This window comes from Enterococcus durans NBRC 100479 = LMG 10746, assembly GCF_001544215.1.
In the GTDB taxonomy this organism is placed as follows: domain Bacteria; phylum Bacillota; class Bacilli; order Lactobacillales; family Enterococcaceae; genus Enterococcus_B; species Enterococcus_B durans.
This window is the reverse complement of the sequence record NZ_BCQB01000006.1, coordinates 18,500-41,614: the sequence shown is the minus strand read 5'-3', so window position 1 is coordinate 41,614 and position 23,115 is coordinate 18,500. Positions and strand designations below refer to the sequence as shown.

The window sequence follows — 23,115 nt, the reverse complement described above, 5'->3', positions numbered from 1 at the left end:
GTAAGATGGAACGAACAACAATGAAGAAAGCTTTAACGAATCGAAATATCCAAATGATTGCGCTAGGAGGTGCGATCGGTACAGGATTATTTTTAGGTTCTGCTAAAGCAATCCGATTGGCTGGACCGGCTGTCTTACTCACTTATTTTATTTGTAGAATTGCTATTTATAGTTTGATGCACGCAATGGGTGATCTATTTTTAACAAATAGCGACTTTCAATCAATCGGTAATTTCATTCATTACTATCTGGGTGACCGTTGGGCTTTTTTTGTCAATTGGACGTATTGGTTATGTTGGATGGCAGCAGGGTTGACGGAATTAACGGCGATAGGATTGTATATTCGCTTTTGGTTTCCTGACAGTTCGCCATTACTTAGCGGAATCCTTGTTCTTAGTGTGTTGGTCGTCGTCAATATTGTTGCTGTACGCTGGTTTGGCGAATTAGAATCATTTTTTTCTACGATCAAGATTTTTGGGATCTTCCTATTTATTTTGTTGGGTATCGGCATCAGCATCTGGCATTTTCAGACACCTCATATTGGAGTCAAAGAGAATTTCGGAACGATTCATTCCTTTTTCCCATTTGGGCTGACAGGAATCGCTACTTCTTTTCCAATGGTATTATTTAGCTTTGACGGTGTGGAGATGATTGGATTGACAGTAGGGGAAACAAGCGACCCACAAGAAAATTTGAAAAAAGCAATCAAATGTTTACCTGCACGCATTCTCTTTTTCTATATTGGAACGATCGTAGCGATTTTATTGGTTGTGCCCTGGCAAAATCTTGATTTAAAAGAAAGTCCATTGGTCACGATGCTTCAAATGGTCCATTGGAGGAAAGGTGCGGGAATGATCAATTTTATCATCTTGGTGGCTTCCTTATCCTCCACGAATAGTGCAATCTACAGTACAAGTCGTATCTTATATAATACGGCAAAAGAAAAAAATCTATCCAAATGGTTTTTATTTATTTCTTCCCGTAGTGTACCGCTACATGGCATTTTATTTACAGGTGGTATGTTCTTGCTAGGGTTGTGTCTACACTTTTTTGTTGCAGATAGTCGCATGTTATTTCAATTATTAGCTGGAATGACTACAGTTTGCTTTTTATTTGTTTGGTCTTCGATTCTTTGTGCCCATCTTAAATTGCCAATCAATCTGCTACAAAAAAATCGAGATAAAGTAACGTTTCTTTTCTTCCTTATGGTGGGATTGAGTCTGTTTTTTGAATCAGCTACCCGAATGATTCCATTGATTTCTCTTGGTTGGTTTATTGGCTTGAATCTGATGTATAGAAAAATCCACGTCAGCCATAAAAAAGAAATGAGCGTGGAACAAAAGTAAGAAATACTTTTATCTCATTCTTTAAAAACGAATAAACGGTGGGAGCAGAAGCAACTCCTCTAAAATTATTTATTTCAGGGTTCTCTGAAATAATCGCCGTTCATCCATGGCTCTCCTACGTATAATAAAAGTATCAAATCGAAACAGGAGGGATTGCCATGATGTGGTATAAAGAAACAGTTGACCAGGCGATGCAGACACTTCAGACAACCCAAGATGGATTAGGACAAGAAGAACGGACGAAACGCTTAGCGAAACATGGGTACAATCAAATCGAAGTCAAAAAGAAAGTTCATCCTTTAAGGAAATTTTTCAAGCACTTTACCGATTTGCTGATGATCATACTATTGATTGCGGCTCTTTTGAAATTTTTCACAGGTGATGTGATCGAAGGAAGCATCATTTTAGCTGTGGTCGTCGTGAATAGTTTTGTGGGCTACTGGCAGGAGCGTAAAGCAGAAGAATCACTAAATGGATTAAAAGAGATGATGGGGCAAGAAGCTGTGATCTTTACGGAAGGGATCAAAGAACTGGTTGAGGCCAAAGAGCTGATCATCGGAGACATTATCGCTTTAAAAGCTGGCGATGTCGTTCCTGCAGATATTCGACTGATTGAGGTCCATGACTTCATGGTAGAAGAAGCTGCTTTGACAGGGGAATCGGAAGCTATTGAAAAAACGAGCGCAACGATCAAAAAGACGGTTGCTACTGGTGACCAAGTGAACATGGCATTTTCAGGAACGTTAGTACAAACGGGGTCAGCAATTGGCGTAGTGGTTGAAACAGCCAACTCAACAGAAATCGGCAAGATCAACCAAGCATTACAAACGGTAGAACAACAGACTACGCCGCTTGTCAGGAAAATCCATCAGTTGAATAAGCAGATTTTTCGCGGAATCATTTTCTTGAGCCTATTCCTGATTTTCTTCACAACATTCCGCTACGGATTGGAATTGAACTTTCTCTTTTCTACGATCATTGCTTTGATCGTGTCAATGATCCCAGAAGGTTTGCCAGCTGTGTTGACGATGATCCTTTCATTGGGTGTGAATGAAATGGCGAAAGAGCAAGCAATCATCAAAGGGTTACCATCAGTTGAAACTCTCGGCTCAATGACCGTGATTTGTTCGGATAAAACAGGAACCTTAACAAAGAACGAGATGAGTGTTGTAGAGACTCTGACAGATGAGAAAGAAAAAATGATTGCGATCATGAAAAATTGTCAGGAAGCACAAACAAAAGCAGATCAACGTGTAGCAGCGTTAAACGGGAATCCGACAGAGTTAGCGCTGTTGCGCTATGCTGAAAATGCAGAAGTTTCTTTGGAAAAGTTACACGGAAAATTGCCTTTTAGCTCCAGTTACAAGTACATGGCTACGATGCACGAACACCAAGATGGGAAAGTCATTTATGTCAAAGGAGCACCGGAAGTATTACTGGCTAAAGCAGACTTAACGGCTGAAAAGTTAAAAGAATGGCAAGAAAAAGCAAAAGCTTTAGCACAGAAAGGGCAACGTGTACTCGGGTTTGCTTATAAAGTGGTCCCGAATGAGCAACCATTAACACATGAAGCGTTAGAGCAATTAACGTTTGTCGGGATTGCTGGCATCATTGATCCGCCTAAAGAAAGTGCAATCAAGGCTGTCAAGGAATGTCAAACTGCAGGGATTTCGGTCAAAATGATCACAGGTGATCACAAAGACACGGCAAAAGCTATTGCAGAGCAGATTGGGTTGAAACATACCACTACTGTATTAGAAGGAATCGACTTGGATCAGCTCTCGGCGGAAGAATTAGCAGTGAAGGTCCAAACAGTGGATGTTTTTGCCAGAACGACACCAGAGCATAAACTCCGAATCGTTGAGGCGCTACAAAAGAATGAGGAAATCGTTGGGATGACAGGTGATGGAGTCAATGACGCTCCAGCTTTGAAGCGGGCAGATGTCGGGATCGCTATGGGAATCAAGGGTAGTGAAGTCAGTAAACAAGCAGCAGATATGGTTTTGGGAGATGATAATTTCCATACGATTGCCAAAGCAGTCAAAGAAGGACGGAGAATTTTAGACAATCTGCAAAAGACGATCAACTTCTTCTTACCAACAGCTTTAGCACAAGGATTGATCATTATCTGGGCGTTGTTGGCTAACCAACCACTACCGTTGACGCCTGTACAAATTCTCTGGGTAAATATGGTCACGACGATCACGTTATCCTACGCATTAGGATTCGAACAGGCAGGGAAAGATACGATGACAAGACCACCTAGAGATCCAAAGCAAGGAATTCTCACGAGGTACAATGTTTTTCGAATCTTTTATGTCTCCTTGCTGATCATGATCCCAGCTTACTTTCTGGCAATGCGCTTTGAGGGACAAGCGTTACAGCAAACCATGCTTTTACAAAATATCGTCGGCGCGCAAGCATTATACATGATCAATTGCCGAGAATTAGTAGATGCTTCCTTGAATAAAAGAATGCTGAAAAACAAAGCATTGTTCATTTCTTTAGGAATCCTTTTCATCCTACAGGCAGCGGTCGTTTATCTTCCCTTCATGCAACACTTGATTGGGACAACCAGTCTTTCACTACAACAGCAATTACCAATCTTATTAAATATCATCATGTTATTTATAATCGTTGAGGTAGAGAAGGTAGTTAGTAAGAAAATGATCAAAATGAGAGAATAAATTATCCATGGAAAAGATTTTGTGGAACGTCTAACTTATCAAAGACCAACTCCTTGAAATAAGAATGGATTTTTCAAAACATGGAGAGCTGTTTCGAAAAATCCATTCTTATTGTCAGCGGAGCTGAACGGTCTTTTCCTCCTTATTGCTCAGGACAAAACGCTCTTTTCACAACCTTATTTACGGTGTTCAAGAAGCAACTCCTCAGCAATAAGGCCTAGATTTTCAAAATATGGGAAGCTATTTTAAAAATCTAGTTCTTATTTGCTCGGAGCTGGGCGCTTCTTTCACAACCTTATTCACGGTGTTCAAAGGCTTGCATCTTCAACAATAAGCCTAAACAGATGAAAAACATGAGAAGCTGTTTTTCTCTGTTCATTCTTATTGCTTGATGCAGACCAGCCTTTTCACAACCTTTATACACGGTGTTCAAAGACCAACTCCTTGAAATAAGTCTGGATTTTTCAAAACATGGAGAGCTGTTTCAAAAAAACCATTCTTATTGTCAGCGGAGCTGAACAGTCTTTTCACAACCTTTATACATAACTTCTTTTTGTCTTCTTGTAGAGGCGGTCTAGTTCGTTTTTTGTTGGGATGGTTGAGAGGTAGATTACTTCTATTGGTGGTGCTTCTATTGGGATATTTGAGACGAATAAATCATTTTTATTGAATTTTATTTCTGCGAGTTGACTGTATTCTATTAGTTTTACTTGTACTCTTTTTCCAAAGGAGGCATTTAGTTCCTGTTGCAAGAATGCTTTCCATGAGGGTTCTCCTTGAAAGAGAAAATAGATGATTACCTGATTCGGTTTGACGGTTAAGAGTGCTTGCTGTGTTAGTAAGGATAATAGATAGAAAAAATAGGTTTCATCATTGATTGGAAGAGCGGGTGTTTTTATTTTTTCAAGCAAACGTACTTTGTAAGGATACAAGTCGGTATAGTTAGTTTCATATTCTTCCACGAAATAATGATATTGTGACTGGAGTTGTTCCATAAGCAACGGTGATTCATGATATTTCAATAACATCAAAATCAAATTATGACTTAATTTTGTATCCCGTAAAGAAGACAGAGATAAATGATCTGAAAGTTCCTGAACAAACGCTTGGATACTTGTTGAAAAAGGATAACTTGATAAAGTGTCAGTAATTTTAGTTGTATAGTTGTTATTGTAATTCCAACTATCTAAAAAACAAGAAAAGGCAAAAACGGCTTCTTCATTTTTTAAATAAACCCCTTCGTTTTCGTATAATGTCTGTAGATCAGAGAGATAAAGGAGAAACAACGGATCAGTCGGTGAGAGGCTATATGTTGCCATTCGACTATTTGCTTTTATACGAATCGTATTAATGAAAAACCAACAGACACCAAAAATCTCTTCTGTTTCTACTGCTAAATCAGTCTGATCGATCTGCTTTAAAAAACGGAAATAATGTGATTCATGTACAGAGAAATCTTCGAAAAAATAACCATTATGGGTGAATGGCAAAAGTAATCGATGATAAAAAAGGCGAATGGTTTGTTCCTTGCCGGTGATTTCCGCCGTGTGACGTGTCAACTTGATCTGCAAATGGTAAGGGCTTAACGAGAGGTTCAATTTTTTCACATGCCTTTTTAGTGTTTCATAGGACAGACCGTTGTTATTTAAAAAAGAAGGGATTCTTACTTGTTTATTCACTAATAGTTCTTTTAAAAGTTGGACACTGATGGATTGCCGCAAAAAGATTTCCCATAGATCGTTGGCCAATAAATTTGGTTGATGGTTTAAGTGGATACCAGCTTGATCACTATCGATCACCCAACCGTCTGGAAGTTGAGTTCGGATCATTTGCAGATCGGAAAATACAGTTCTTTCTGTGGTGCCTGCTTCATTGGCTAGTTCATTGACTGTGATTTTTGGGTGGTTCAACAGCAGTTCGAGTAGGGTGACCTGACGCTGGATGTCTTTTTCAGTAATAATTTTTTTCATTAAAGAATACATAAGGCTCTCCTTTTTGCCTATAAACAAGACATGGATTAATTATTGTTTTGTTTCTTTGCTCTATAAAAAAATAGCTTTTCTTAAGTATAAGGAAAAAAGAAAGGAAAGTAAAAAACTAGTGATATCCTTTAACAATAAAGAAAAAAGAAAATCTCATCGCTTACTTTTTTGATTAGTATTTTTGTTATTTTAATAAAAATAAAGTTTTTATTATTTGGGAAAAATAGTTTTCACGGATTCTGGTAAATGATTTATTCTAGGTTCAGGGGGGAGAAAATGAAAAATATACCTATTACGCCAGATTTGCAACAATCCTTCAACTACATAAAAGCAAACAGTCTAATAAAAGAAAGACAAAAGAGTTCCAGCCATATCGGAGGGGTCATGTATGATCGAAAAAAAGGCAAAGTGGCTGATGAAAAAGAGAATGACGTGTGGAATCAGATGTCTAGTTTAAGTGAATGTACTTCTGATGCGGTAGCTAGTTTGGCAGTAGCAGTGGATCAGGCGCAGGAACGCGAATTACTGTCAGCTCAAGCTACTATAGAGATAACAAGGATGTGGAATGCTCTTTATTTTTCTCGTTGCTATCAGTTGGAGTGGTCAACCAAGTCCCAAGAATTAGAAGAAATAGAAAATAAAAGAAAAGCGAGACATGCTAGAAAGATGATTACTCAGAGAAAAGGTGTCTGTTTTTTCATCAATGAGCGATAGTCGGAAATCTACGAGTACGATTGACAAAATAAACCATAAAAGCGAAGTAGCAAAGAATTTTTTCTTGCTGCTTCGTTTTTTTAATTAATTTAAATAGAATTCCTTCAATATTTTCGAAATCATTTTAGTCAAAGGATGATCTTTTGTGAATGTCGTGGAAAGGTAAATCGTTCTACTGAGTGGTAAGTCTTCGATCTCTCTCAAAACAAATGGATCGTTCTCATCATAAGACCAAGAAATTTTGGGAAAGAAACTAATCGCTAATCCTTGTCTAAGAATGGAGCGAAGGGTAGCGGGATCATCAGTCGATGAACTGATCGTTAATTCAATATTTTTTGCTTCGAGAGCGACGTCTAATGTATGGCGAAAGGCATTATTTTTAGACAGCATCAGCATCGGTGTGCGGCGGATATCATCTAACTGCAAAGTTTCTTTTTTAGCTAATGGATGTGTTTTAGGGATCGCTACATAAACAGGCTCTTCCATGATCGGCACGTTTGTCATACCTGGTTTTATTTCCGAAGTGATATACAAAACTGGATCAGTGATATCTTCTGGTAACTGATGCTGCATGATCGTTAATTGGATCGTAGGATGTTTTTCTTGAAAAATTTTTACTAGATTCGGAATCGAGACCGAAGCGACTTCTAAGTAGAGAATAACAGAGGTGATGATCTTTTCATTCACAGAAGAAATCAATTTGATCCCTTCGTCTAAAGTGGCTAATGTCTTGACAGCGTAAGGGTAAAACTCTTCTGCGTAAATCGTTGGTTCGATATTACGCCCGCTGTGATAAAACAAAGGAACGCCTAACTCACTTTCAAGGTGTTTGATTGCCCTACTTAAAGCTGGTTGGGAAATAAATAAATCTTTTGCTGCTTGTGTGACATTCTGTGTTTCAAAAACCTTTTTAAAATACTGTAAATGAAGTAATTTCATGTCCTACACCCGATTCATACCTTTTTGTTATGGATTTTTCTTTTTTTGGTATTTTTCATTATAGCAGAATTTTACTATGATAACAGAGGAAAAAGTAAGTGCCAAAGGAGGAACATTCATGAGTACAGGATTTTTATTTCCGGGACAGGGAAGTCAAACACTTGGGATGTTAAAAGATGTGCCAACTGAATACATTGACAGTATTGAAAATGTGACTGGATTTCGACTGGTAGATGAAGAAGCATCTTATCAGGATACGGTTTTTATCCAGTTAGCTTTGCTAACAAAAGCGGCTTATTACCTTGATGAAATGAAAGAACGAGGAATCAAGCCAGATCTTGTAGCAGGACATTCAATTGGAGCATTCAGTGCCGCAGTAGCTTGCGGAGCATTAAGCTTTGAAAATGCTGCCGAACTTGTTTATCACCGAGCAAATTTGATGAAAACTTCATACCCAAGCGGTTATGCGATGGGCGTTATCGTCGGTCTAACAAGAAGTGAAGCGGAAAAAGTCGTTGCAGAAACATTTGATCCCAATGAACCAGTTTATCTTTCAAATGAGAATTGCCCATTGCAACATACGATTTCTGGCAGTATCACTGGCTTAGAAAAAACATTGGCCGCAGCGAAAACACAGCAAGCGCGAACAGCGAAGTTATTGAAGGTCCCAGTTCCTTCCCATTGTGTATTGATGAATGATACCGTTGAAAAATTCAAGCCTTACATGGATACCGTTTCTGTTAAAGATGCCGACTGTTTGTATTTGAAAAATATCGATGGCCGAGCAACGAAAGATGCAGAAGAGATCCGGAAAGATTTACTTGAAAACCTGGCTTTTCCTGTTCAATGGAACCAAATGATGGGGATTGCACATGAGCTAGGAATGGATTTGACGATTGAATTTCCACCCGGCAATACTTTAACAAAGTTGATTCACGCAAGATTTGGTGTAGATCAAGGGATACGAACTCTTAATTTAGATCAACATGGCGTTGATGACACCACGTTTCTATATCAAAAATGGAGATGAATATTATGGAAAAACCAACACGTAATTGGGCTTCAAAGCGTGAAAAAAAAGCGCAACGATTAGCTAGCATCAGTCATTTACTAAAAGGTAAATATGTTGAAACTGATAAGATCGTTGAAGTACTAGAATCATTGATCACACCTGGTGATAAAGTTGTCTTAGAAGGAGACAACCAAAAACAAGCAAGTTTCCTATCAGAAAGTTTAGAAAAAGTAGATGCAGAAAAAGTGAATGACCTTCACTTGATCATGTCTAGTATTTCAAGACCGGAACATTTGAATGTTTTTGAAAAAGGAATCGCAAGTAAAATTGATTTTTCTTATGCAGGCGCACAAAGTCTACGCGTTGCACAAATGATCGAAGACGGCACGATGAAATTAGGAGATATCCATACGTACTTGGAACTTTATGGACGTTTGTTTATTGATTTGATTCCAAATGTCGTATTAGTTGCTGCCGACAAAGCAGATAAAGACGGTAATCTATATACAGGTTTCAATACAGAAGAAACACCAACAATCGTTGAAGCTGCGGCTTTTAAAGACGGAATCGTTATCGTTCAAGTAAATGAAGTCGTTGACGAATTACCACGCGTTGATATTCCTGGTGATTGGATCGATGTTGTTGTTAAAGCAGATCAACCTTATCAATTAGAAGCATTATTCACTCGTGATCCTCAAAACATCACTGAATTACAAATCTTGATGGCAATGATGGCAATCAAAGGTATCTATGCTGAACATGGCGTACAATCATTGAACCATGGGATTGGTTTCAATACAGCAGCAATTGAACTATTGTTGCCAACTTACGGCGAATCTCTTGGATTAAAAGGAAAAATTGCTAAAAACTGGGTATTGAATCCACATCCAACAATTATTCCGGCAATCGAATCTGGTTGGGTCGAAAGTATCCACAGTTTCGGTGGCGAAGTAGGGATGGAAAAATATATCGCTGCTCGTCCTGATGTGTTCTTCGTTGGTAAAGATGGCTCAATGCGTAGTAACCGTACGTTGTCTCAAGCAGCTGGTCAATACGCGATCGATATGTTCATTGGATCAACTCTTCAATTAGACTATGATGGAAATTCATCTACTGTTACGAAAGGTCGTTTATCTGGTTTCGGTGGTGCGCCAAACATGGGACATAACCCTGGCGGACGTCGTCACTCTACACCAGCATGGCAATCATTACGCGACAACAGCGATCCACTAGGAAAAGGTCAAAAATTGGTTGTTCAAATGGTTGAAACATTTGGCTCAAATAAAAAACCTGTCTTTGTAGAAGAATTAGATGCTTTAGCTGTTCAAAAACAAGCAGGATTAGCAAATGCACCAGTCATGATCTATAGCGAAGATACAACACATATCGTTACTGAAGAAGGTATTGCTTACCTTTATAAAGCAAAAACAAAAGAAGAACGTCAAGCAGCCATTGCAGCTGTCGGCGGCGTTACTCCATTAGGTATGACAAGCACAAAAGAATCATTGGATCAATTACGTGCAGCTGGAATCGTTAAATTACCAGAAGATCTAGGAATCAAACGTAGTGATGCAAAACGTTCATTGTTAGCTGCTCAAACAGTCGATGATTTGATCGAATGGTCAGATGGATTGTATGAACCTCCAGTGAAATTCAGAACTTGGTCATAGAAAGTACGAGTCGTACTATTTTGATGACAGTGTTTCAACAACTTTTTGACTTGTCTTATAGTTGAAAAAAATATGCTAGTACATGCATAAAAGAGCATTGCTACGCATTCCGCTTCCGAAAGAAAGTACAAAAAGAAATGTTTGATTTTTGTACTTTCTTCTACAGAAGCAATAGAAAGAATCAAATAAAATACGGATGAAAAGGGGAGAGATTCATGGAACAATTATCCTATACGTACCCAACGAATCAACCAATTAATAAAAAAATCCATGTAGGTGTAGTTGGATCAGGAGACTTAGAAATCTTGATGTTCCCAACAACAAAACAAGAATCAACAATCAAAATCTGTACAGGTAGTGACGGTTTTGGTGAAGTTTGGGCAAATGTCCTAACTCGATTTTTTGATCGTTATCCAATTTCAGCAGATATCGTCATCAATGACTTTGGCGCAACGCCAGGTGTTGTCTATTTACGATTGACGCAAGCAATGGAGGAACTGTCTGATGAAAAATAGTTTTGTAGAATTAAATGCTAGAGACCGTGTCAACGCATTGTTAGACAATGGTCATGAATTGATCGATCCTTTTGATCAATTGATCGCACCAAGTTTATTAGCACAAGGTATCGTCCCTGAAAGTGATGACGGAATCGTCGTAAGCCGAGGAACGATTGCTGGAAAACAAGCATTAGTCATTGCAATGGAAGGTAAATTCCAAGGTGGTGGTATCGGTGAAGTTTCTGGTGCGAAAATCGTTTCTGCATTGGAACATGCTTTAGAAGAAAACAAAAAAGGAAATGAAATCTTTCCAATCATCGTTTTAGATACCGGTGGTGTTCGTTTACAAGAAGCAAACTACGGTTTATTATCTATTTCTGAAATCGGAAATATGATTATTGCATTAAAAGAATATGTTCCAGTTATTGGACTTGTTCCTGGCCGCGTTGGTTCATTTGGTGGGATGTCAATCACTTCTGCACTAATGAGCTACTTGATTGCAACGAAAAAAGCAAGAGTTGGTTTGAATGGACCAGAAGTTATTGAACAAGAAGCTGGCGTACGTGAATTCGATTCAAGTGATAAAGATTTGATCTGGAACACTTTAGGTTCACGCCAACGTGTTGAATCAAAAATCATCGATGAATTGGTTACAGATAGTGTTGAATCGATCAAAGAAGCAGTAGTAGCTGCAATCAATGAACGTAAAGATACACATCGCAGTGAAAGCTCAGAATTCTATCTTTCTTTATTGGATTCACTTGATCTTTCAAAACCAATGACTATCGCTGAATACAACGAAGCAATTGCGAAACATCAAGCAACACCAGTTGAATTACCAACTGTTTCAGAAGGCGACAAACCAGCAGCTACAAGTGTTGGTTACGAATGGTTTGAAGCATTGACTGATATGAAAAATCCTACTTCATTTGTTGGTACAGTTTACTATGGTGAATCAGATAAATTTGCAGAAGATGCAATTGTTACATCAATCGTTCCTGATCCAAAAAATCCAATGTACCGTGTCCGCAATGGTGAAGTTGGATTGGTTGAAGGCTTCCGCATGGGACAAATCTTGAACCATGTTTATGAAGAAGATAAAGATAAAGTCATCAAACGTCCAATCGTCATCGTTATTGATGTTCCTAGTCAAGCATATGGTTATAATGAAGAATTGATCGGGATCCATGTCGCTCTTGCAAACAGCGCTGCTGCATATGCAAAATTACGTCAAGCTGGTCATCCAGTTATCGGTTTGATTGCTGGTAACGCAATTTCTGGTGCATTCTTAGCACACGGATTACAATCAAGTCGCTTGATTGCTTTAAACAGTAAAGAAATCACTGTTCAAGCAATGTCTAAAGCAAGTGCTGCTCGTGTAACAAAACGGACGATTGCAGAAATCGAAGCTGCAGCAGATAAAGTTCCTGCTATTGCTTACGATATCAACAATTATACAAAATTAGGAGCGATCCATTGCTTCCTAGAAGATATCACTGATCAAAAAGCTTCAGAAAAAAATGTCAATGAAGTCATCAAAGCAATCAATGCTGCTATCAGTGACGTACGTGAAAAAAATGATACGATGCTAACAGCTCGTTATACAAATGAAACAGCTAAAAAAATGGGACGTGTTGAAACAAACAAAGTACGTGCCAAAATGGCTGAAGAATGGGATGCTTAAAAAATGATCAACGCACATGATATTGTTTGTTTTGATAAACAAGTAATTGAAAATAATGATTTGCCTGACTGGGTAACTCTTTCAGATCATGTTTTTGCGACAGTCCGCCGAGCAATGACCGACTATTCTGAAACCTTACCGATCGGCTTGCGTGGAACTGCCAGAAATCAGCGGTTTGCACTAGAAATACCTACTCGAATGGTTCAAAAAGTAATACATCCGTGGGAAATCACAGACCGTGAATCATTTCGTCAAACAGACATTGCCCAATTCCCTGTTTATCAGCAATTTCATGCTGCAAGAGAAATTTTATCAGGAACAAAGTGGGGAGTCGGAGGAAGTTTAGGTTTTGAACTGACAACGGATATACCGGCAGTAAAAGAAACAAGTGACTTTGATCTTTTACTTTATGTGGATACTCCAGCTGGATTGCCATTGAAGGCGATCCAGTCACACCCTGATTTTTTTGAGCAATTCGATACCCAAGTGATCACAACTCAAGGTGGTTTTTCCTTAAAAGAATATTTGAGAAATCCAGAGAAAAAAATTCTTTTGAAAACAACAGAAGGTCCAAAATTAACCAAAGAAATTTGGTAATAAATTTGAAGTGAGAGAAAGAGATGTTTGAAAATAAGAAAATCAAAATCAATGTAAGCGATTTCCGAAAAGTGTCTGCTGTAACTGCCGTAATGATGCAAACTATTTTATCATTTGCATTAGCGAATGCACACAATGAAACGACAGCTGCTTTTATTGGAACATTTTACGTGATGGTTAAATATACTGCTCCGATGTTTATTTTTGCAATTGTTTATAATATGGTAAAAACTAGTCAACATATATCTTACGGGGGATTTTTAAAAGAAAAATTCTTTGAATTATTTGTTCCGTACGTATTATGGGCAACTGCGTATCTATGATTATTCCCAGCTGTACAACAACAAACACCGTATACAAATGTAGGTAGCTTCTTATTGAAATATGTGACTGGTGACGGAGCGCCACATTTATGGTATACCGTGATGATGTTACAGATCCAATTGTTTATGCCGTTTTTTGTTTGGTTAGGCTATAAATTCTTTGCGAATAAAAAGCATGTTTGGCCAACAATGATCGTTTCAACAGCCATCTACGTTGTTTGGTATTTATTCTATCAATCACAAGTATTGAATGGACCATACCATCAAAGTTTATACCTACTTGATCGATTTGTACTAAGTTTTATTATCTATGGTATCTATGGCGTAGCTGCTTTCATGTATCACAAGGAAGTATTCAATGTATTGAATCGAGTTCGTTACTTGTTCTTGCCTGTAGGCTTAGTCGTTGCGCTATTTTCTGTTCGTTCATTATTAGAACATCCAGGAGATTTGAGTTTTGCTAACGCTCCTTACTTGAATACGATTCAAAGTTTGTATAGCTTAGTTATTATTTTTGCCGTCTTCATGGGCGCTTCAAAAATGATCATCAATGATTCACCTAAATTACCACTTTTCAAATGGTTATCTGTGTACGCATATCGTACGTATTTAGCGAATGTCTTTGTATTCCAAGTATTGTTACTATTCTTTAAAGATAGTTTCTTGCGATTACCTTCTGGAATAATGATCCTTGTGGCATATTTAGCTACAGCTAGCTGTGCATTTGCTTTAAGCTGGATCTTACACCTTATCTGGTCTAACGTGAAGAAAGTATTTAGTAAGTAAAAAATGAAAGGAGTTTTTGTCATGAGAGAAAAACAAAGGGAAATGGTGGCAGCGCAGATTGCTTATTCTGTGGAGAAAGCATTGATAGCAGAAGTGGAATTGAGCCCCAAGCCTGGTTTAGTGGATGCCCACAGTACAGGTGCCCATCATGATATGGATCTGTCTTTGTTTCTTCGCTCAGCTAAGTCATTGACTCCTTTTTTTAAACAAATGGCTATTGTATCGTGGAACCATCCAATCGACCAAGAATTACGTGAAAAAATTGCAGAAATCGGTCGACAGGCGGAAAAAGCGATGCTTAAAGCAACCAATGGTGTGAATACACATAAAGGGGCTATTTGGGTCATGGGGCTCTTAAGCAGTGTCATTTCTCAGAAAATCAGTGGTAATGAATCTTTAGACTATCCCCAATTATTTGAAACTGTGGGAAAATTAGCTGCTTTTCCAGACTCTAAATTTCAAACGAAACAAAAAAGTCATGGACTTGTCGTTAAGAAAAAATATAGTGTCAATGGTGCATACGAAGAAGCTGTCTTAGGCTATCCTAATTTGGCACATGCATTGACCTCATATGAGTCTTTTTCGACAGATTCAAAAGAGCAAAAGCAGTTGCATATGTTATTAGTCTTGATGAGTACGATTGAAGATACCTGTGTGTTGCATCGTAACGATGAAACGACATTGTTCAAGATGCAAAAACTGGCTTATGATGCTAGTAAATGTCTGCTACCGAATCCTAGTTTTTCTGAACTTCTTCGTTTTTGCCAAAAGAAACAAATTTCACCTGGGGGCAGTGCAGATCTGCTGGCAGCTGGTATATTTTTGGTAGAAGTGAAAAGTTGGGAAAAAAAAGCCAAGGAAACGATCGTGTTCTCGTTCAACATTAGTAAAACATATAAGCATCCAGTTTGTTATAAAAATAACCCCAAAAAGTTAGGGGAATGAAGTGCGCCCCAAAAGTTAGACCAACAATGTAGCGCACTCATAAAACTGGATCATTGGGAGAGGCTGGGACAGAAGTGTTTATTTCCGAAGGAGTTGCTTCTGCTCCCACCGTTTCTTCGTTTTTAAAGAATGAGACAAAAGTATTTCTTACTTTTATCCCATTCTTTTTTTGTTATTGCATCATCTTTAAACGATATTCTTCTGGAGAAAATTTAATTTCTTTTTTCTTCTTTTTTTGGACTACTGTTCTAGCAACAGAGAACTTGGCTATCACTTCTGAAGTTAAAGTAGAAAAGTGAAAAGATGGTGGCTAATCTCTTGAAAAAGGGGTGATGCCTATGGTTCATCGCTTTATCCCTAGAAGGGAGTAAGCAAGTGTCAACTTTTGAAGCAATTCAACTGATGATCGCTTTTGCGACATTGGTTTTGCTGATCATTGACCGTAATGACCAAAAAAAATAACCATCTAACACTTTGACGAGAGATAGATGGTTTCAAAAAACTATTAATTCAAAGTCACTGTCTTTTTAACAGTTCTACATGGGGGCTATGTTCGCGCATAGCTCCTTTTCTTTATACTAGCTTAGATTGTTGATTCGTACAAGTACAATGTACACATAGGATTCAAATTGTTTTGGAAGTTTAGATTGTTGAACTAAATACATGGTAGGTGATCGGAAAAAATGTAGTGACCCAAAAAAGTTAGACTTTCATTGAAGAGCGCCATAACCTGGCCTAATATCCGAGTCATGGGGTGCAACATCAACTAACTTTTGAGGTTATTTCTACGTAAATACAACTTAATTCTTTTTTTGTTCAATACGCATTGTCAGAGATAAGAAAGTCCTAGAACTACTCTTCGTAGAGTGTCAAAAAACGGCCATCCCAGATATCTTCATAAAAACGAATCAGCGTTTCTGCAGACATGACAGGAGTATCATACGTAGTAGAAGCAGATTTACGCATTTGTAGCTGATACCCTAATCCATGAGCAAATTTAACGGTGGTATCTACACAATATTGTGTTTGAGCACCACAGACTTCTAAAGAAGTGATAGTTAATTGCGTGAGCAGTTCCTGAAGATTTGTTTGATAGAAAGAGTTGGCATGGATCTTATTGACAAAATGAGTTCCTTTTTCAGTGTGGATCTCAGGAATGATCTCCCAAGCAAAGGTTCCTTCCACCAATTCTTCATCGCAATGTTGAACAAAGATGATTGGTCGCCCGGAATAGTTGTGTATCAAAGAATTAACAGTTAGAACTAATTGTTCGAGATGATCGATTGAGTGGTCTTCTTGGTGACAGACGCCATTTTGAAGATCGATGATCAGTAATGCATCAGCAAGCATGTGTACTTCCCCCTAAATTGTTGAACACTGTTGTTCTGTGAAGAGAATGGTTCCCAGAACAATAAATTAGATACATTGTAATACATATTGACGTGCAAAGAAACAAAGGATATGATTTTTATATTATTTTAGTTAAAAGAGGATAATGATGAAAAAGATAATCGGTCTAGTTGTGAGTTTAGGATGTTTCTTCGCTTTATTTGCTATGCCAACTGCTTGCTTTGCAGTTGCTGGTGGACATGGCGGTGGTAGTTTTGGTAGTAGCGGTGGCGGGTTTAGTTCTGGAGGAGTTTCGACTGGTAACAGATCGAGTTCTCGTGGCTATATGAACACAGGAGGTAGGTATTACAGCGATTATGAAACAAGTAACTATCCTGTGGGTCGTGGAATGTGGATCGCACCGCTTGCGATCATCGGTTCTTATGGTTTCAGGCGCTATAAACGGAATAAAGTCGAACGCAAGCGTAAAGATGTTCTATTTGCTGCTATGCCAGGAACGAAACAACAAAAAAAAGAATTATGTGCAACAGTAGAAAATATCTTTCTGACCATTCAAAATGCTTGGGATCATGAAACTCTCGAGAAAGTGAGAAACTGCTATACACAACGGCTATTTGAGGAACATCAACGGGTACTGCAGGAAAATGAAGCGGATGGGGTCAAGAATCATACTAAAAAGGTAAGTATCCAAGGCTTAGAAAATTATCGGAAAATCCATGAAGAAAGCTTCTCGATCCGAATCGATTTCAGTTGTTTAGATTACACGATCGATCGGCGAGATAGACGGGTTATTTCAGGTAGCCGTAGGAGACAACAGCAATTTTCTCAAATATGGTACTTTGACTATGATCAGGAAGGCAAACACTGGAGAGCAGATTTTATTCAACCAATTTACACAGATTAAACGATCCATAGACAATAGCTTATAAATCATGTGGATAAGTGAAGTAATGGAAAAGTTAAAATTATGCTACGTTCAAGTGGACGGATTTGTCAGTTGGTTCAAACATCCTTATACTTGAGAAAAGGATGCTGATAAAGGAGAAACGAGATGCAGACCAGATTTGATCAGTACAGAAGACTATTGACGATTGCAGAAGCAGGCTTACTTTATGGAAAAGACGTATTTGATAAAGAAAGATATGAAGAGCTGCGGACGATAGCACTTGAATTATTGAGTGGGATCGGGACAGAAACTTCAGCTGAACTATTTCGTTTAACAGAGCAAAACGAAGGATACCCCACACCAAAAATCGACGTTCGAGCCTACATCAAGCAGGAGGATAAAGTTCTCTTGATTGAAGATAAGAAAACGAAGGAATGGGCACTGCCGGGGGGATTTGCAGAAGTTGGGCTCTCGCCTAAAGAAAATATCGAAAAAGAAGTTGAAGAAGAAACGGGGCTCATCGTGACAGCAGATAAACTACTTGCAGTGTTCGATACAAATGTAAGAAAAGATGTTCCGCAACTTTTTCAATATTATAAGCTCGTTTTTTCTTGTACTATCCTAGCCGGCTCATTTGTGGAAAATAGTGAAACATCAAACAGTGCTTTTTTTGCTTTAGATGAGTTGCCACCATTATCGATCAAGCGAACGACGAAGGAACAATTGGCAATTTTAGCCAACGGACCGTTACCTTATTTTGACTAAAAAAAGTATTGACAAGTAAAATAAGAGAGCGTATTATTATCAAAAATAAGTGTCTTACAAAAGAGAAGTAACATGATCGATCTTTTCAGAGAGCTGATGGGGCTGCGGATCAGTAAGTGGATGATGTGAAATGGACTTTTGGACTGAAGTGTTGAATCAAGTAGGGACTTCCGGGTACTCCCGTTATAGAGAAAGACCGTTGTTAGACGGTCGATAGAGATATGTTTTTTTAGCATATGATTGAGGTGGCACCGTGGATTATCCGCCCTCAAGTTGGACTTTGTCTGGCTTGGGGGCTTTTTTGTATTTTAGATAAAAAAATCAATGACAAGAGAAGTAGCTAAGAAAAGAAAAATCACAGAAAATTTCCGATGATGAGAAGGAAGTATTTTTTGCTTAGTGAATGGACTTGTCCGAGCATCCTTGAACCAAAGTAGGGGATGACGGGAACTCCCGTTACAGAGAAAGACCATTGTTAGATGGTCGATAGAGATATGCTTTTTTAGCATATGATTGAGGTGGCACCGTGGTACATCCGCCCTCAAGTTGGACTTCGTCTGACTTGGGGGCTTTTTTTGTTTACATAAAAGGAAGGAAGAGAAAAAAATGAGAAAAACGAAGAAAGTCAATGGCGATTGTTTAACGCCAATCAATTTGTATTATCGCCTGCGAGATGAAAAAAGCTGTTTATTGGAAAGCATCCCCAGAGAAAAAGAAAATGGCAGATATTCAGTCATTGCATTTGATCCAGCGCATCACGTCAAATATGCAGAAGGAGAGTTTTCGTTTGATGAAACGACGTACCGCTGTAAGGACCCGCTGAAAGAACTTGAAAAATACGTGTTGGTTGAAGAAGAACTACATGAAGAGCTCCCATTTCAAGGTGGGGCTATTGGCTATGTAGGCTATGACATTGCGGCGTGTTACGAGGAGATAGGAACGATTCCAGAAGATGAATTGGGCTTACCAGACATGCAATTTTATCTCTACGAATCATTCGTGATCTATGATCATCAACAGCAAGAAATAACTATCGTTGCGAGCAATAGCTACAGCCATGAAACGGAAGAAGTGTTAGCACAACGATTAGAAACTATCGAGCAAAAAATCAGAACAATGAATGAAGGAGAAGGAAGTGAGCTACCTTCGTTGTCCTTACAATTCAAGAGTAATTTTTCACAAGAAAAATTTGAACAGATCGTTACAGAAGCAAAACAAAAAATCAGAGAGGGTGATTTATTCCAAGTGGTTCCTTCGCAACGATTAAGCGTAGATTTTACGATTGATCCTTTCGATTACTATCGTCAATTACGAGTGACCAGCCCTTCTTCTTATCTTTATTTTTTACCATTCCCTCAAGCAACGATTATCGGGAGTTCCCCTGAAAGTTTAGTTCGAGTCAAAGGGGAGATCGTGACAACGAACCCGATTGCCGGCACTCGAAAACGTGGAGCAAGTAAAGAGCTGGATGATCAGTTAGCAAAAGAATTGATAAGCGATCCGAAAGAAATCGCAGAACACCAGATGTTAGTCGATCTAGGGCGCAATGATCTGGGGAAAGTCGCACAACATGGTTCTGTAACTGTTCCTCTTTTCATGACAGTTGAACGTTACCGCTTTGTCATGCATATCGTTTCACTTGTGCAAGCCCGATTGAAAACTGGCTTTTCTGCGATGGATGCGCTGAAAGCAACTTTGCCGGCAGGAACGGTCAGTGGGGCACCTAAGATTCGCGCAATGACACGCATTTACGAGTGGGAGCCAGTGAAACGCTCGATTTATGCAGGCGCAGTTGGCTACTTTTCGCAAGACAACCAAGCAGATTTTGCCATTGCTATTCGCACGATGGTAGTGAAAGGCAAAAAAGCGTACGTGCAAGCAGGTGCGGGGATTGTTTATGATTCTGATCCGACAAGCGAGTATTTTGAAACATTACAAAAAGCGAAAGGGCTATTGGAGGTAAGAAAATGATTTTATTAGTCGATAATTATGATTCTTTTACGTATAACTTGGTTCATTTACTTCCAGATACGGAGATCATCGTCTTACGAAATGACGACCAACGACTGTTGGAAGTCGCTCGCAAAGCAGATGGCATCATTCTTTCACCGGGACCTGGAAAACCAGCAGAAGCAGGTGATCTAGAAAAATTGATCCAATTGTTCTATCAAACGAAACCAATTTTAGGAATATGTCTGGGGCATCAAGCCATTGGTGAAGTATTTGGTGCAAAGATCGTATCTGCACCCACAATCATGCATGGAAAGCAATCGGTGATCAACAACAAGAAAATCATGCGTTATCATTCATTGATTGTGTCAAAAGAACATTTTCCGGAAGAACTTTGTATCACCGCAGAAGTGGATGGCTACATCATGGCAATGAAACATCGGGAATACCCGATATATGGACTGCAATTCCATCCAGAATCTATCGGTACTGAAAATGGGGAAGACTATTTAACGGAATTTTTACAGAAAGCAGGGATTACTGATGCAACAACTATTTGAACGTATCTATCAGCAAAAAGATTTATCACAAGCAGAAATGGAACAATTAGCGACTGCAATGTTTGATCAAGAAGTGACCGCAAACCAGATCAGCGGTGTGTTGATCGGATTGAAGGTAAAAGGGGCAAGTACAGAAGAATTGACAGGCTTGGCTCATGTGATGCAAAAGCGGGCGATTCCAATGGAAAAAGCACCAACTGGGGTAATGGATAATTGTGGTACTGGTGGCGATCATTCACAAAGTTTCAATATCAGTACGACAGCGGCATTTGTTCTTGCAGGTGGGGGAATCCCTATGGCAAAACATGGCAATCGCAGTATCTCAAGTCGCTCTGGAAGTGCAGATGTGTTGGAAGCATTAGGCGTTACCATCACTAACAGCAAAGAACAAATCGATCATCTTTTAAAAAACGTTGGGATTGCTTTTCTCTTTGCCCCTGCAATGCATCCTGCAATGAGAGCAGTCATGAGTGTGCGTAAAGAATTAGCTACACCCACGATCTTTAACTTGATTGGTCCATTGATCAATCCGTATCCATTAGAGTATCAGCTGATGGGGACCTATGCAGGAGATTCACTAGCATCAACTGCTGAAACATTAGGAAAGTTAGGGAGAAAACAAGCACTAGTTCTTCATGGCTATCAGGGAATGGACGAAGCCAATTTGGGCGGCAAGACCCATTGTGCTTTTTATCAGTCAGGAAAAGTCAGTGAGTTTTCATTTTCACCAGAAGAAGTGGGCTTGGAGTCACTGCCATTGACTGCCATTACCGGAGGCGATGTTCAAAAAAATAAAGAGATTCTATTATCGGTATTAAAAGGTGAGAAAACACCGTATTACGAAACGGTTCTCCTAAATGCGGGATTAGGTTTTCTAGCAGGTGCTAAAGTTCAGTCAATTAGAGAAGGCATCAAGGAAGCAGAACAAGTGATTCAATCAGGTGCAGCATTTGATACATTACAAAATTTATTAAAAGAACAGTAGGTGAGCGGATGGATTTTTTAGAGAAAATCTTAAAAGAAAAAGCAAATGAAGTGAACAACTTAACGCCGGTCGAAAAACGAGTAGAGAAGCAGCGGCCTTCCTTTTATCAAGCGGTAAAAGGAAACCCTAAAAAAGTCCATATCATTGGAGAAATCAAACGAGCTTCTCCTTCTAAAGGCCTGATCAATGGAACGGTTGATATTTTGCAACAGGCGAAAACATATGAAACAGCTGGTGTCAGTGCCATCTCTGTATTGACCGATCCTGTCTTTTTCAATGGAACGATCCATGATTTGACAGCAGTTGCTCAAGTAGTCGATGTACCGGTGTTATGTAAGGATTTCATTATTGATGAACAGCAGATCGTACGAGCAAAACAAGCAGGTGCAAGTCTGATTTTACTGATTGTTGCAACTTTGCCAAAGGTAAGATTGAAGGAATTGCATGAGTATGCGACTGAGTTAGGCTTAGAAGTCTTAGTGGAAACCCACGACGCCCAGGAATTAGCAACTGCGAAAGAAATCGGCGCTACGATTATTGGAGTCAATAATCGCAACTTAAAGACCTTCCAAGTCAGCATACAGACCAGTATTGATTTGAGTCAGCCAGAAGGTCGATGTATTTATATCAGTGAGTCTGGCTTTAAAACAGCACAGGATGTTGAGAAAATCAGTCAAAATTATCAAGGAATCTTGGTAGGTGAAACGCTGATGAGAGCAGGAAACGTGGAAGAAAAAGTAAAGGAATTGCAGGTGTCGAGAAGATGACTGAGATTAAGATTTGTGGATTGACGACAAAAACGGCGATCGATACAGCAATTCAATCCGGGGCTTCTTATCTCGGATTTGTTTTCGCAGAGAGTCCAAGAAAAATCACTCCCGAAAACGTTCGTGCACTTACGCAAGATCTTCCTGAAAAAGTAAAAAAAGTCGGGGTGTTTGTTTCACCTACAAAAGAATTCGTCGAAGAGATTGTTAAGATCGCTCAACTTGATTTCGTCCAGATCCATGGAGAAAAAAATTTCAGCAGTTGGATGTTCCGATTATTCGAGCAAAAAGTGTGACTAAAAATGTGTCATTGACAGTAGCGACTGGTGAAGATTTTCTTTTATTGGATGCCCCACCTACTAATATATGGGCGGGAATGGTCAGCGTTTTGATTGGTCAGTTGTCGCAGTACAGCAGTTAGAAAAAGAAAAGTTGTGGTTAGCTGGCGGTTTGACAGCTGAAAATGTGGGAGAAGCCATTGCTTATTTCCATCCGAAAGTAGTGGATGTATCAAGTGGTGTCGAGACAGATGGGAAAAAGGATCTAGCAAAAATCAGCGCATTTTGTGAAGCGGTGAGAATTGCTGATAACAGCTGAAACGTAAAGGATCCGTTGAAAGCAACGCGATAAAGAGGCATGACACAGTCTATCAGTAAAAAAGGAGGAAACA

At 39.0% G+C, this 23,115-nt stretch carries 19 protein-coding genes, 2 pseudogenes and 2 other annotated features; of the genes and pseudogenes, 18 read left to right on the top strand and 3 right to left on the bottom strand.

What is annotated here, in order from left to right:
- Positions 1 to 5: 5 nt before the first annotated feature.
- A complete protein-coding gene (locus ED2_RS02920; RefSeq protein ID WP_016177828.1) occupies positions 6 to 1,346 on the top strand; it encodes an amino acid permease in 1,341 nt (446 codons plus the stop codon).
- A 158-nt stretch (positions 1,347 to 1,504) separates the two neighbouring features.
- The gene (locus tag ED2_RS02915) at positions 1,505 to 4,033 is read left to right on the top strand and encodes an HAD-IC family P-type ATPase (RefSeq protein ID WP_005877870.1); all 2,529 of its coding nucleotides are present in this window, start codon (positions 1,505 to 1,507) and stop codon (positions 4,031 to 4,033) included.
- Positions 4,034 to 4,569: 536 nt separating this feature from the next.
- Here ED2_RS02915 and mafR read toward each other — a convergent pair.
- A complete protein-coding gene (mafR, locus tag ED2_RS02910) occupies positions 4,570 to 6,015 on the bottom strand; it encodes a global transcriptional activator MafR (RefSeq protein ID WP_016177829.1) in 1,446 nt (481 codons plus the stop codon).
- A 276-nt stretch (positions 6,016 to 6,291) separates the two neighbouring features.
- Here mafR and ED2_RS02905 point away from each other — a divergent pair, with 276 nt between their 5' ends.
- Positions 6,292 to 6,729 (top strand): hypothetical protein, encoded by a 438-nt coding sequence (locus tag ED2_RS02905; RefSeq protein WP_005880540.1) that lies wholly within the window; start codon positions 6,292 to 6,294, stop codon positions 6,727 to 6,729.
- A gap of 84 nt (positions 6,730 to 6,813) precedes the next feature.
- Here ED2_RS02905 and ED2_RS02900 read toward each other — a convergent pair whose 3' ends face one another.
- Positions 6,814 to 7,668: a LysR family transcriptional regulator gene (locus tag ED2_RS02900; protein ID WP_005880537.1), complete on the bottom strand. Its 855-nt coding sequence runs from the start codon at positions 7,666 to 7,668 to the stop codon at positions 6,814 to 6,816.
- A gap of 118 nt (positions 7,669 to 7,786) precedes the next feature.
- Between ED2_RS02900 and ED2_RS02895 the strand changes: the two genes are divergently transcribed.
- The 8 genes and pseudogenes from ED2_RS02895 to ED2_RS16265 all read left to right on the top strand — a co-directional run bounded on the left by ED2_RS02895 (position 7,787) and on the right by ED2_RS16265 (position 15,644).
- Positions 7,787 to 8,698, top strand: coding sequence for an ACP S-malonyltransferase (locus ED2_RS02895; RefSeq protein WP_016177830.1), 912 nt, complete (start codon positions 7,787 to 7,789; stop codon positions 8,696 to 8,698).
- A 5-nt stretch (positions 8,699 to 8,703) separates the two neighbouring features.
- The gene (mdcA, locus tag ED2_RS02890; protein WP_016177831.1) at positions 8,704 to 10,350 is read left to right on the top strand and encodes a malonate decarboxylase subunit alpha; all 1,647 of its coding nucleotides are present in this window, start codon (positions 8,704 to 8,706) and stop codon (positions 10,348 to 10,350) included.
- Between the two features lie 215 nt (positions 10,351 to 10,565).
- Entirely contained in the window at positions 10,566 to 10,865 is a 300-nt protein-coding gene (locus tag ED2_RS02885; RefSeq protein WP_005880530.1) for a malonate decarboxylase subunit delta, read from the top strand.
- A complete protein-coding gene (gene mdcD, locus ED2_RS02880) occupies positions 10,855 to 12,531 on the top strand; it encodes a biotin-independent malonate decarboxylase subunit beta (RefSeq protein WP_016177832.1) in 1,677 nt (558 codons plus the stop codon). Before ED2_RS02885 ends, mdcD begins: the two co-directional genes overlap by 11 nt.
- A 3-nt stretch (positions 12,532 to 12,534) precedes the next feature.
- Entirely contained in the window at positions 12,535 to 13,128 is a 594-nt protein-coding gene (locus tag ED2_RS02875; RefSeq protein WP_005880527.1) for a malonate decarboxylase holo-ACP synthase, read from the top strand.
- Positions 13,129 to 13,151: 23 nt separating this feature from the next.
- A pseudogene (locus ED2_RS02870) lies at positions 13,152 to 14,237 on the top strand (acyltransferase family protein).
- A gap of 21 nt (positions 14,238 to 14,258) precedes the next feature.
- Entirely contained in the window at positions 14,259 to 15,182 is a 924-nt protein-coding gene (locus ED2_RS02865) for a triphosphoribosyl-dephospho-CoA synthase MdcB (RefSeq protein ID WP_016177835.1), read from the top strand.
- Positions 15,183 to 15,557: 375 nt separating this feature from the next.
- On the top strand, positions 15,558 to 15,644 hold the full coding sequence (locus ED2_RS16265; RefSeq protein WP_226103384.1) for a putative holin-like toxin: 87 nt from the start codon (positions 15,558 to 15,560) through the stop codon (positions 15,642 to 15,644).
- Positions 15,645 to 16,034: 390 nt separating this feature from the next.
- Here the strand turns inward: ED2_RS16265 and ED2_RS02855 are convergent, their stop codons facing one another.
- A complete protein-coding gene (locus ED2_RS02855; protein WP_005880519.1) occupies positions 16,035 to 16,532 on the bottom strand; it encodes a cysteine hydrolase family protein in 498 nt (165 codons plus the stop codon).
- A 148-nt stretch (positions 16,533 to 16,680) separates the two neighbouring features.
- On the opposite strand from ED2_RS02855, the gene ED2_RS02850 reads away from it, so the two are divergent.
- From ED2_RS02850 to ED2_RS15600, 7 genes and pseudogenes are all read left to right on the top strand, one after another.
- The gene (locus tag ED2_RS02850; RefSeq protein WP_016177836.1) at positions 16,681 to 17,436 is read left to right on the top strand and encodes a TIM44-like domain-containing protein; all 756 of its coding nucleotides are present in this window, start codon (positions 16,681 to 16,683) and stop codon (positions 17,434 to 17,436) included.
- A 147-nt stretch (positions 17,437 to 17,583) separates the two neighbouring features.
- Positions 17,584 to 18,183: an NUDIX hydrolase gene (locus tag ED2_RS02845; RefSeq protein ID WP_005880510.1), complete on the top strand. Its 600-nt coding sequence runs from the start codon at positions 17,584 to 17,586 to the stop codon at positions 18,181 to 18,183.
- Between the two features lie 45 nt (positions 18,184 to 18,228).
- Positions 18,229 to 18,456, top strand: a binding site (T-box leader).
- Between the two features lie 42 nt (positions 18,457 to 18,498).
- Positions 18,499 to 18,729 (top strand) — a binding site (T-box leader).
- Between the two features lie 60 nt (positions 18,730 to 18,789).
- A complete protein-coding gene (gene trpE / locus ED2_RS02840) occupies positions 18,790 to 20,154 on the top strand; it encodes an anthranilate synthase component I (protein WP_005880508.1) in 1,365 nt (454 codons plus the stop codon).
- Positions 20,151 to 20,693 carry an anthranilate synthase component II gene (locus ED2_RS02835; RefSeq protein ID WP_016177837.1) on the top strand — a complete coding sequence of 181 codons (543 nt, stop codon included), beginning with the start codon at positions 20,151 to 20,153 and terminating at the stop codon, positions 20,691 to 20,693. Before trpE ends, ED2_RS02835 begins: the two co-directional genes overlap by 4 nt.
- The gene (gene trpD / locus ED2_RS02830; protein ID WP_005880503.1) at positions 20,677 to 21,678 is read left to right on the top strand and encodes an anthranilate phosphoribosyltransferase; all 1,002 of its coding nucleotides are present in this window, start codon (positions 20,677 to 20,679) and stop codon (positions 21,676 to 21,678) included. Before ED2_RS02835 ends, trpD begins: the two co-directional genes overlap by 17 nt.
- A gap of 8 nt (positions 21,679 to 21,686) precedes the next feature.
- Positions 21,687 to 22,445, top strand: coding sequence for an indole-3-glycerol phosphate synthase TrpC (gene trpC, locus ED2_RS02825; RefSeq protein WP_016177838.1), 759 nt, complete (start codon positions 21,687 to 21,689; stop codon positions 22,443 to 22,445).
- Positions 22,442 to 23,042 (top strand): annotated as a pseudogene (locus tag ED2_RS15600) (phosphoribosylanthranilate isomerase). The gene trpC and the pseudogene ED2_RS15600 overlap by 4 nt, the downstream one beginning before the upstream one ends.
- The last annotated feature ends 73 nt before the right edge of the window (positions 23,043 to 23,115 follow it).

Bases quoted from the DNA above. Each gene is read 5' to 3' on its own strand.
- ED2_RS02920 (WP_016177828.1), top strand. From the start codon at position 6: ATGGAACGAACAACAATGAAGAAAGCTTTAACGAATCGAAATATCCAA.
- ED2_RS02915 (WP_005877870.1), top strand. From the start codon at position 1,505: ATGATGTGGTATAAAGAAACAGTTGACCAGGCGATGCAGACACTTCAG.
- mafR (WP_016177829.1), bottom strand. From the start codon at position 6,015: ATGTATTCTTTAATGAAAAAAATTATTACTGAAAAAGACATCCAGCGT.
- ED2_RS02905 (WP_005880540.1), top strand. From the start codon at position 6,292: ATGAAAAATATACCTATTACGCCAGATTTGCAACAATCCTTCAACTAC.
- ED2_RS02900 (WP_005880537.1), bottom strand. From the start codon at position 7,668: ATGAAATTACTTCATTTACAGTATTTTAAAAAGGTTTTTGAAACACAG.
- ED2_RS02895 (WP_016177830.1), top strand. From the start codon at position 7,787: ATGAGTACAGGATTTTTATTTCCGGGACAGGGAAGTCAAACACTTGGG.
- mdcA (WP_016177831.1), top strand. From the start codon at position 8,704: ATGGAAAAACCAACACGTAATTGGGCTTCAAAGCGTGAAAAAAAAGCG.
- ED2_RS02885 (WP_005880530.1), top strand. From the start codon at position 10,566: ATGGAACAATTATCCTATACGTACCCAACGAATCAACCAATTAATAAA.
- mdcD (WP_016177832.1), top strand. From the start codon at position 10,855: ATGAAAAATAGTTTTGTAGAATTAAATGCTAGAGACCGTGTCAACGCA.
- ED2_RS02875 (WP_005880527.1), top strand. From the start codon at position 12,535: ATGATCAACGCACATGATATTGTTTGTTTTGATAAACAAGTAATTGAA.
- ED2_RS02865 (WP_016177835.1), top strand. From the start codon at position 14,259: ATGAGAGAAAAACAAAGGGAAATGGTGGCAGCGCAGATTGCTTATTCT.
- ED2_RS02855 (WP_005880519.1), bottom strand. From the start codon at position 16,532: ATGCTTGCTGATGCATTACTGATCATCGATCTTCAAAATGGCGTCTGT.
- ED2_RS02850 (WP_016177836.1), top strand. From the start codon at position 16,681: ATGAAAAAGATAATCGGTCTAGTTGTGAGTTTAGGATGTTTCTTCGCT.
- ED2_RS02845 (WP_005880510.1), top strand. From the start codon at position 17,584: ATGCAGACCAGATTTGATCAGTACAGAAGACTATTGACGATTGCAGAA.
- trpE (WP_005880508.1), top strand. From the start codon at position 18,790: ATGAGAAAAACGAAGAAAGTCAATGGCGATTGTTTAACGCCAATCAAT.
- ED2_RS02835 (WP_016177837.1), top strand. From the start codon at position 20,151: ATGATTTTATTAGTCGATAATTATGATTCTTTTACGTATAACTTGGTT.
- trpD (WP_005880503.1), top strand. From the start codon at position 20,677: ATGCAACAACTATTTGAACGTATCTATCAGCAAAAAGATTTATCACAA.
- trpC (WP_016177838.1), top strand. From the start codon at position 21,687: ATGGATTTTTTAGAGAAAATCTTAAAAGAAAAAGCAAATGAAGTGAAC.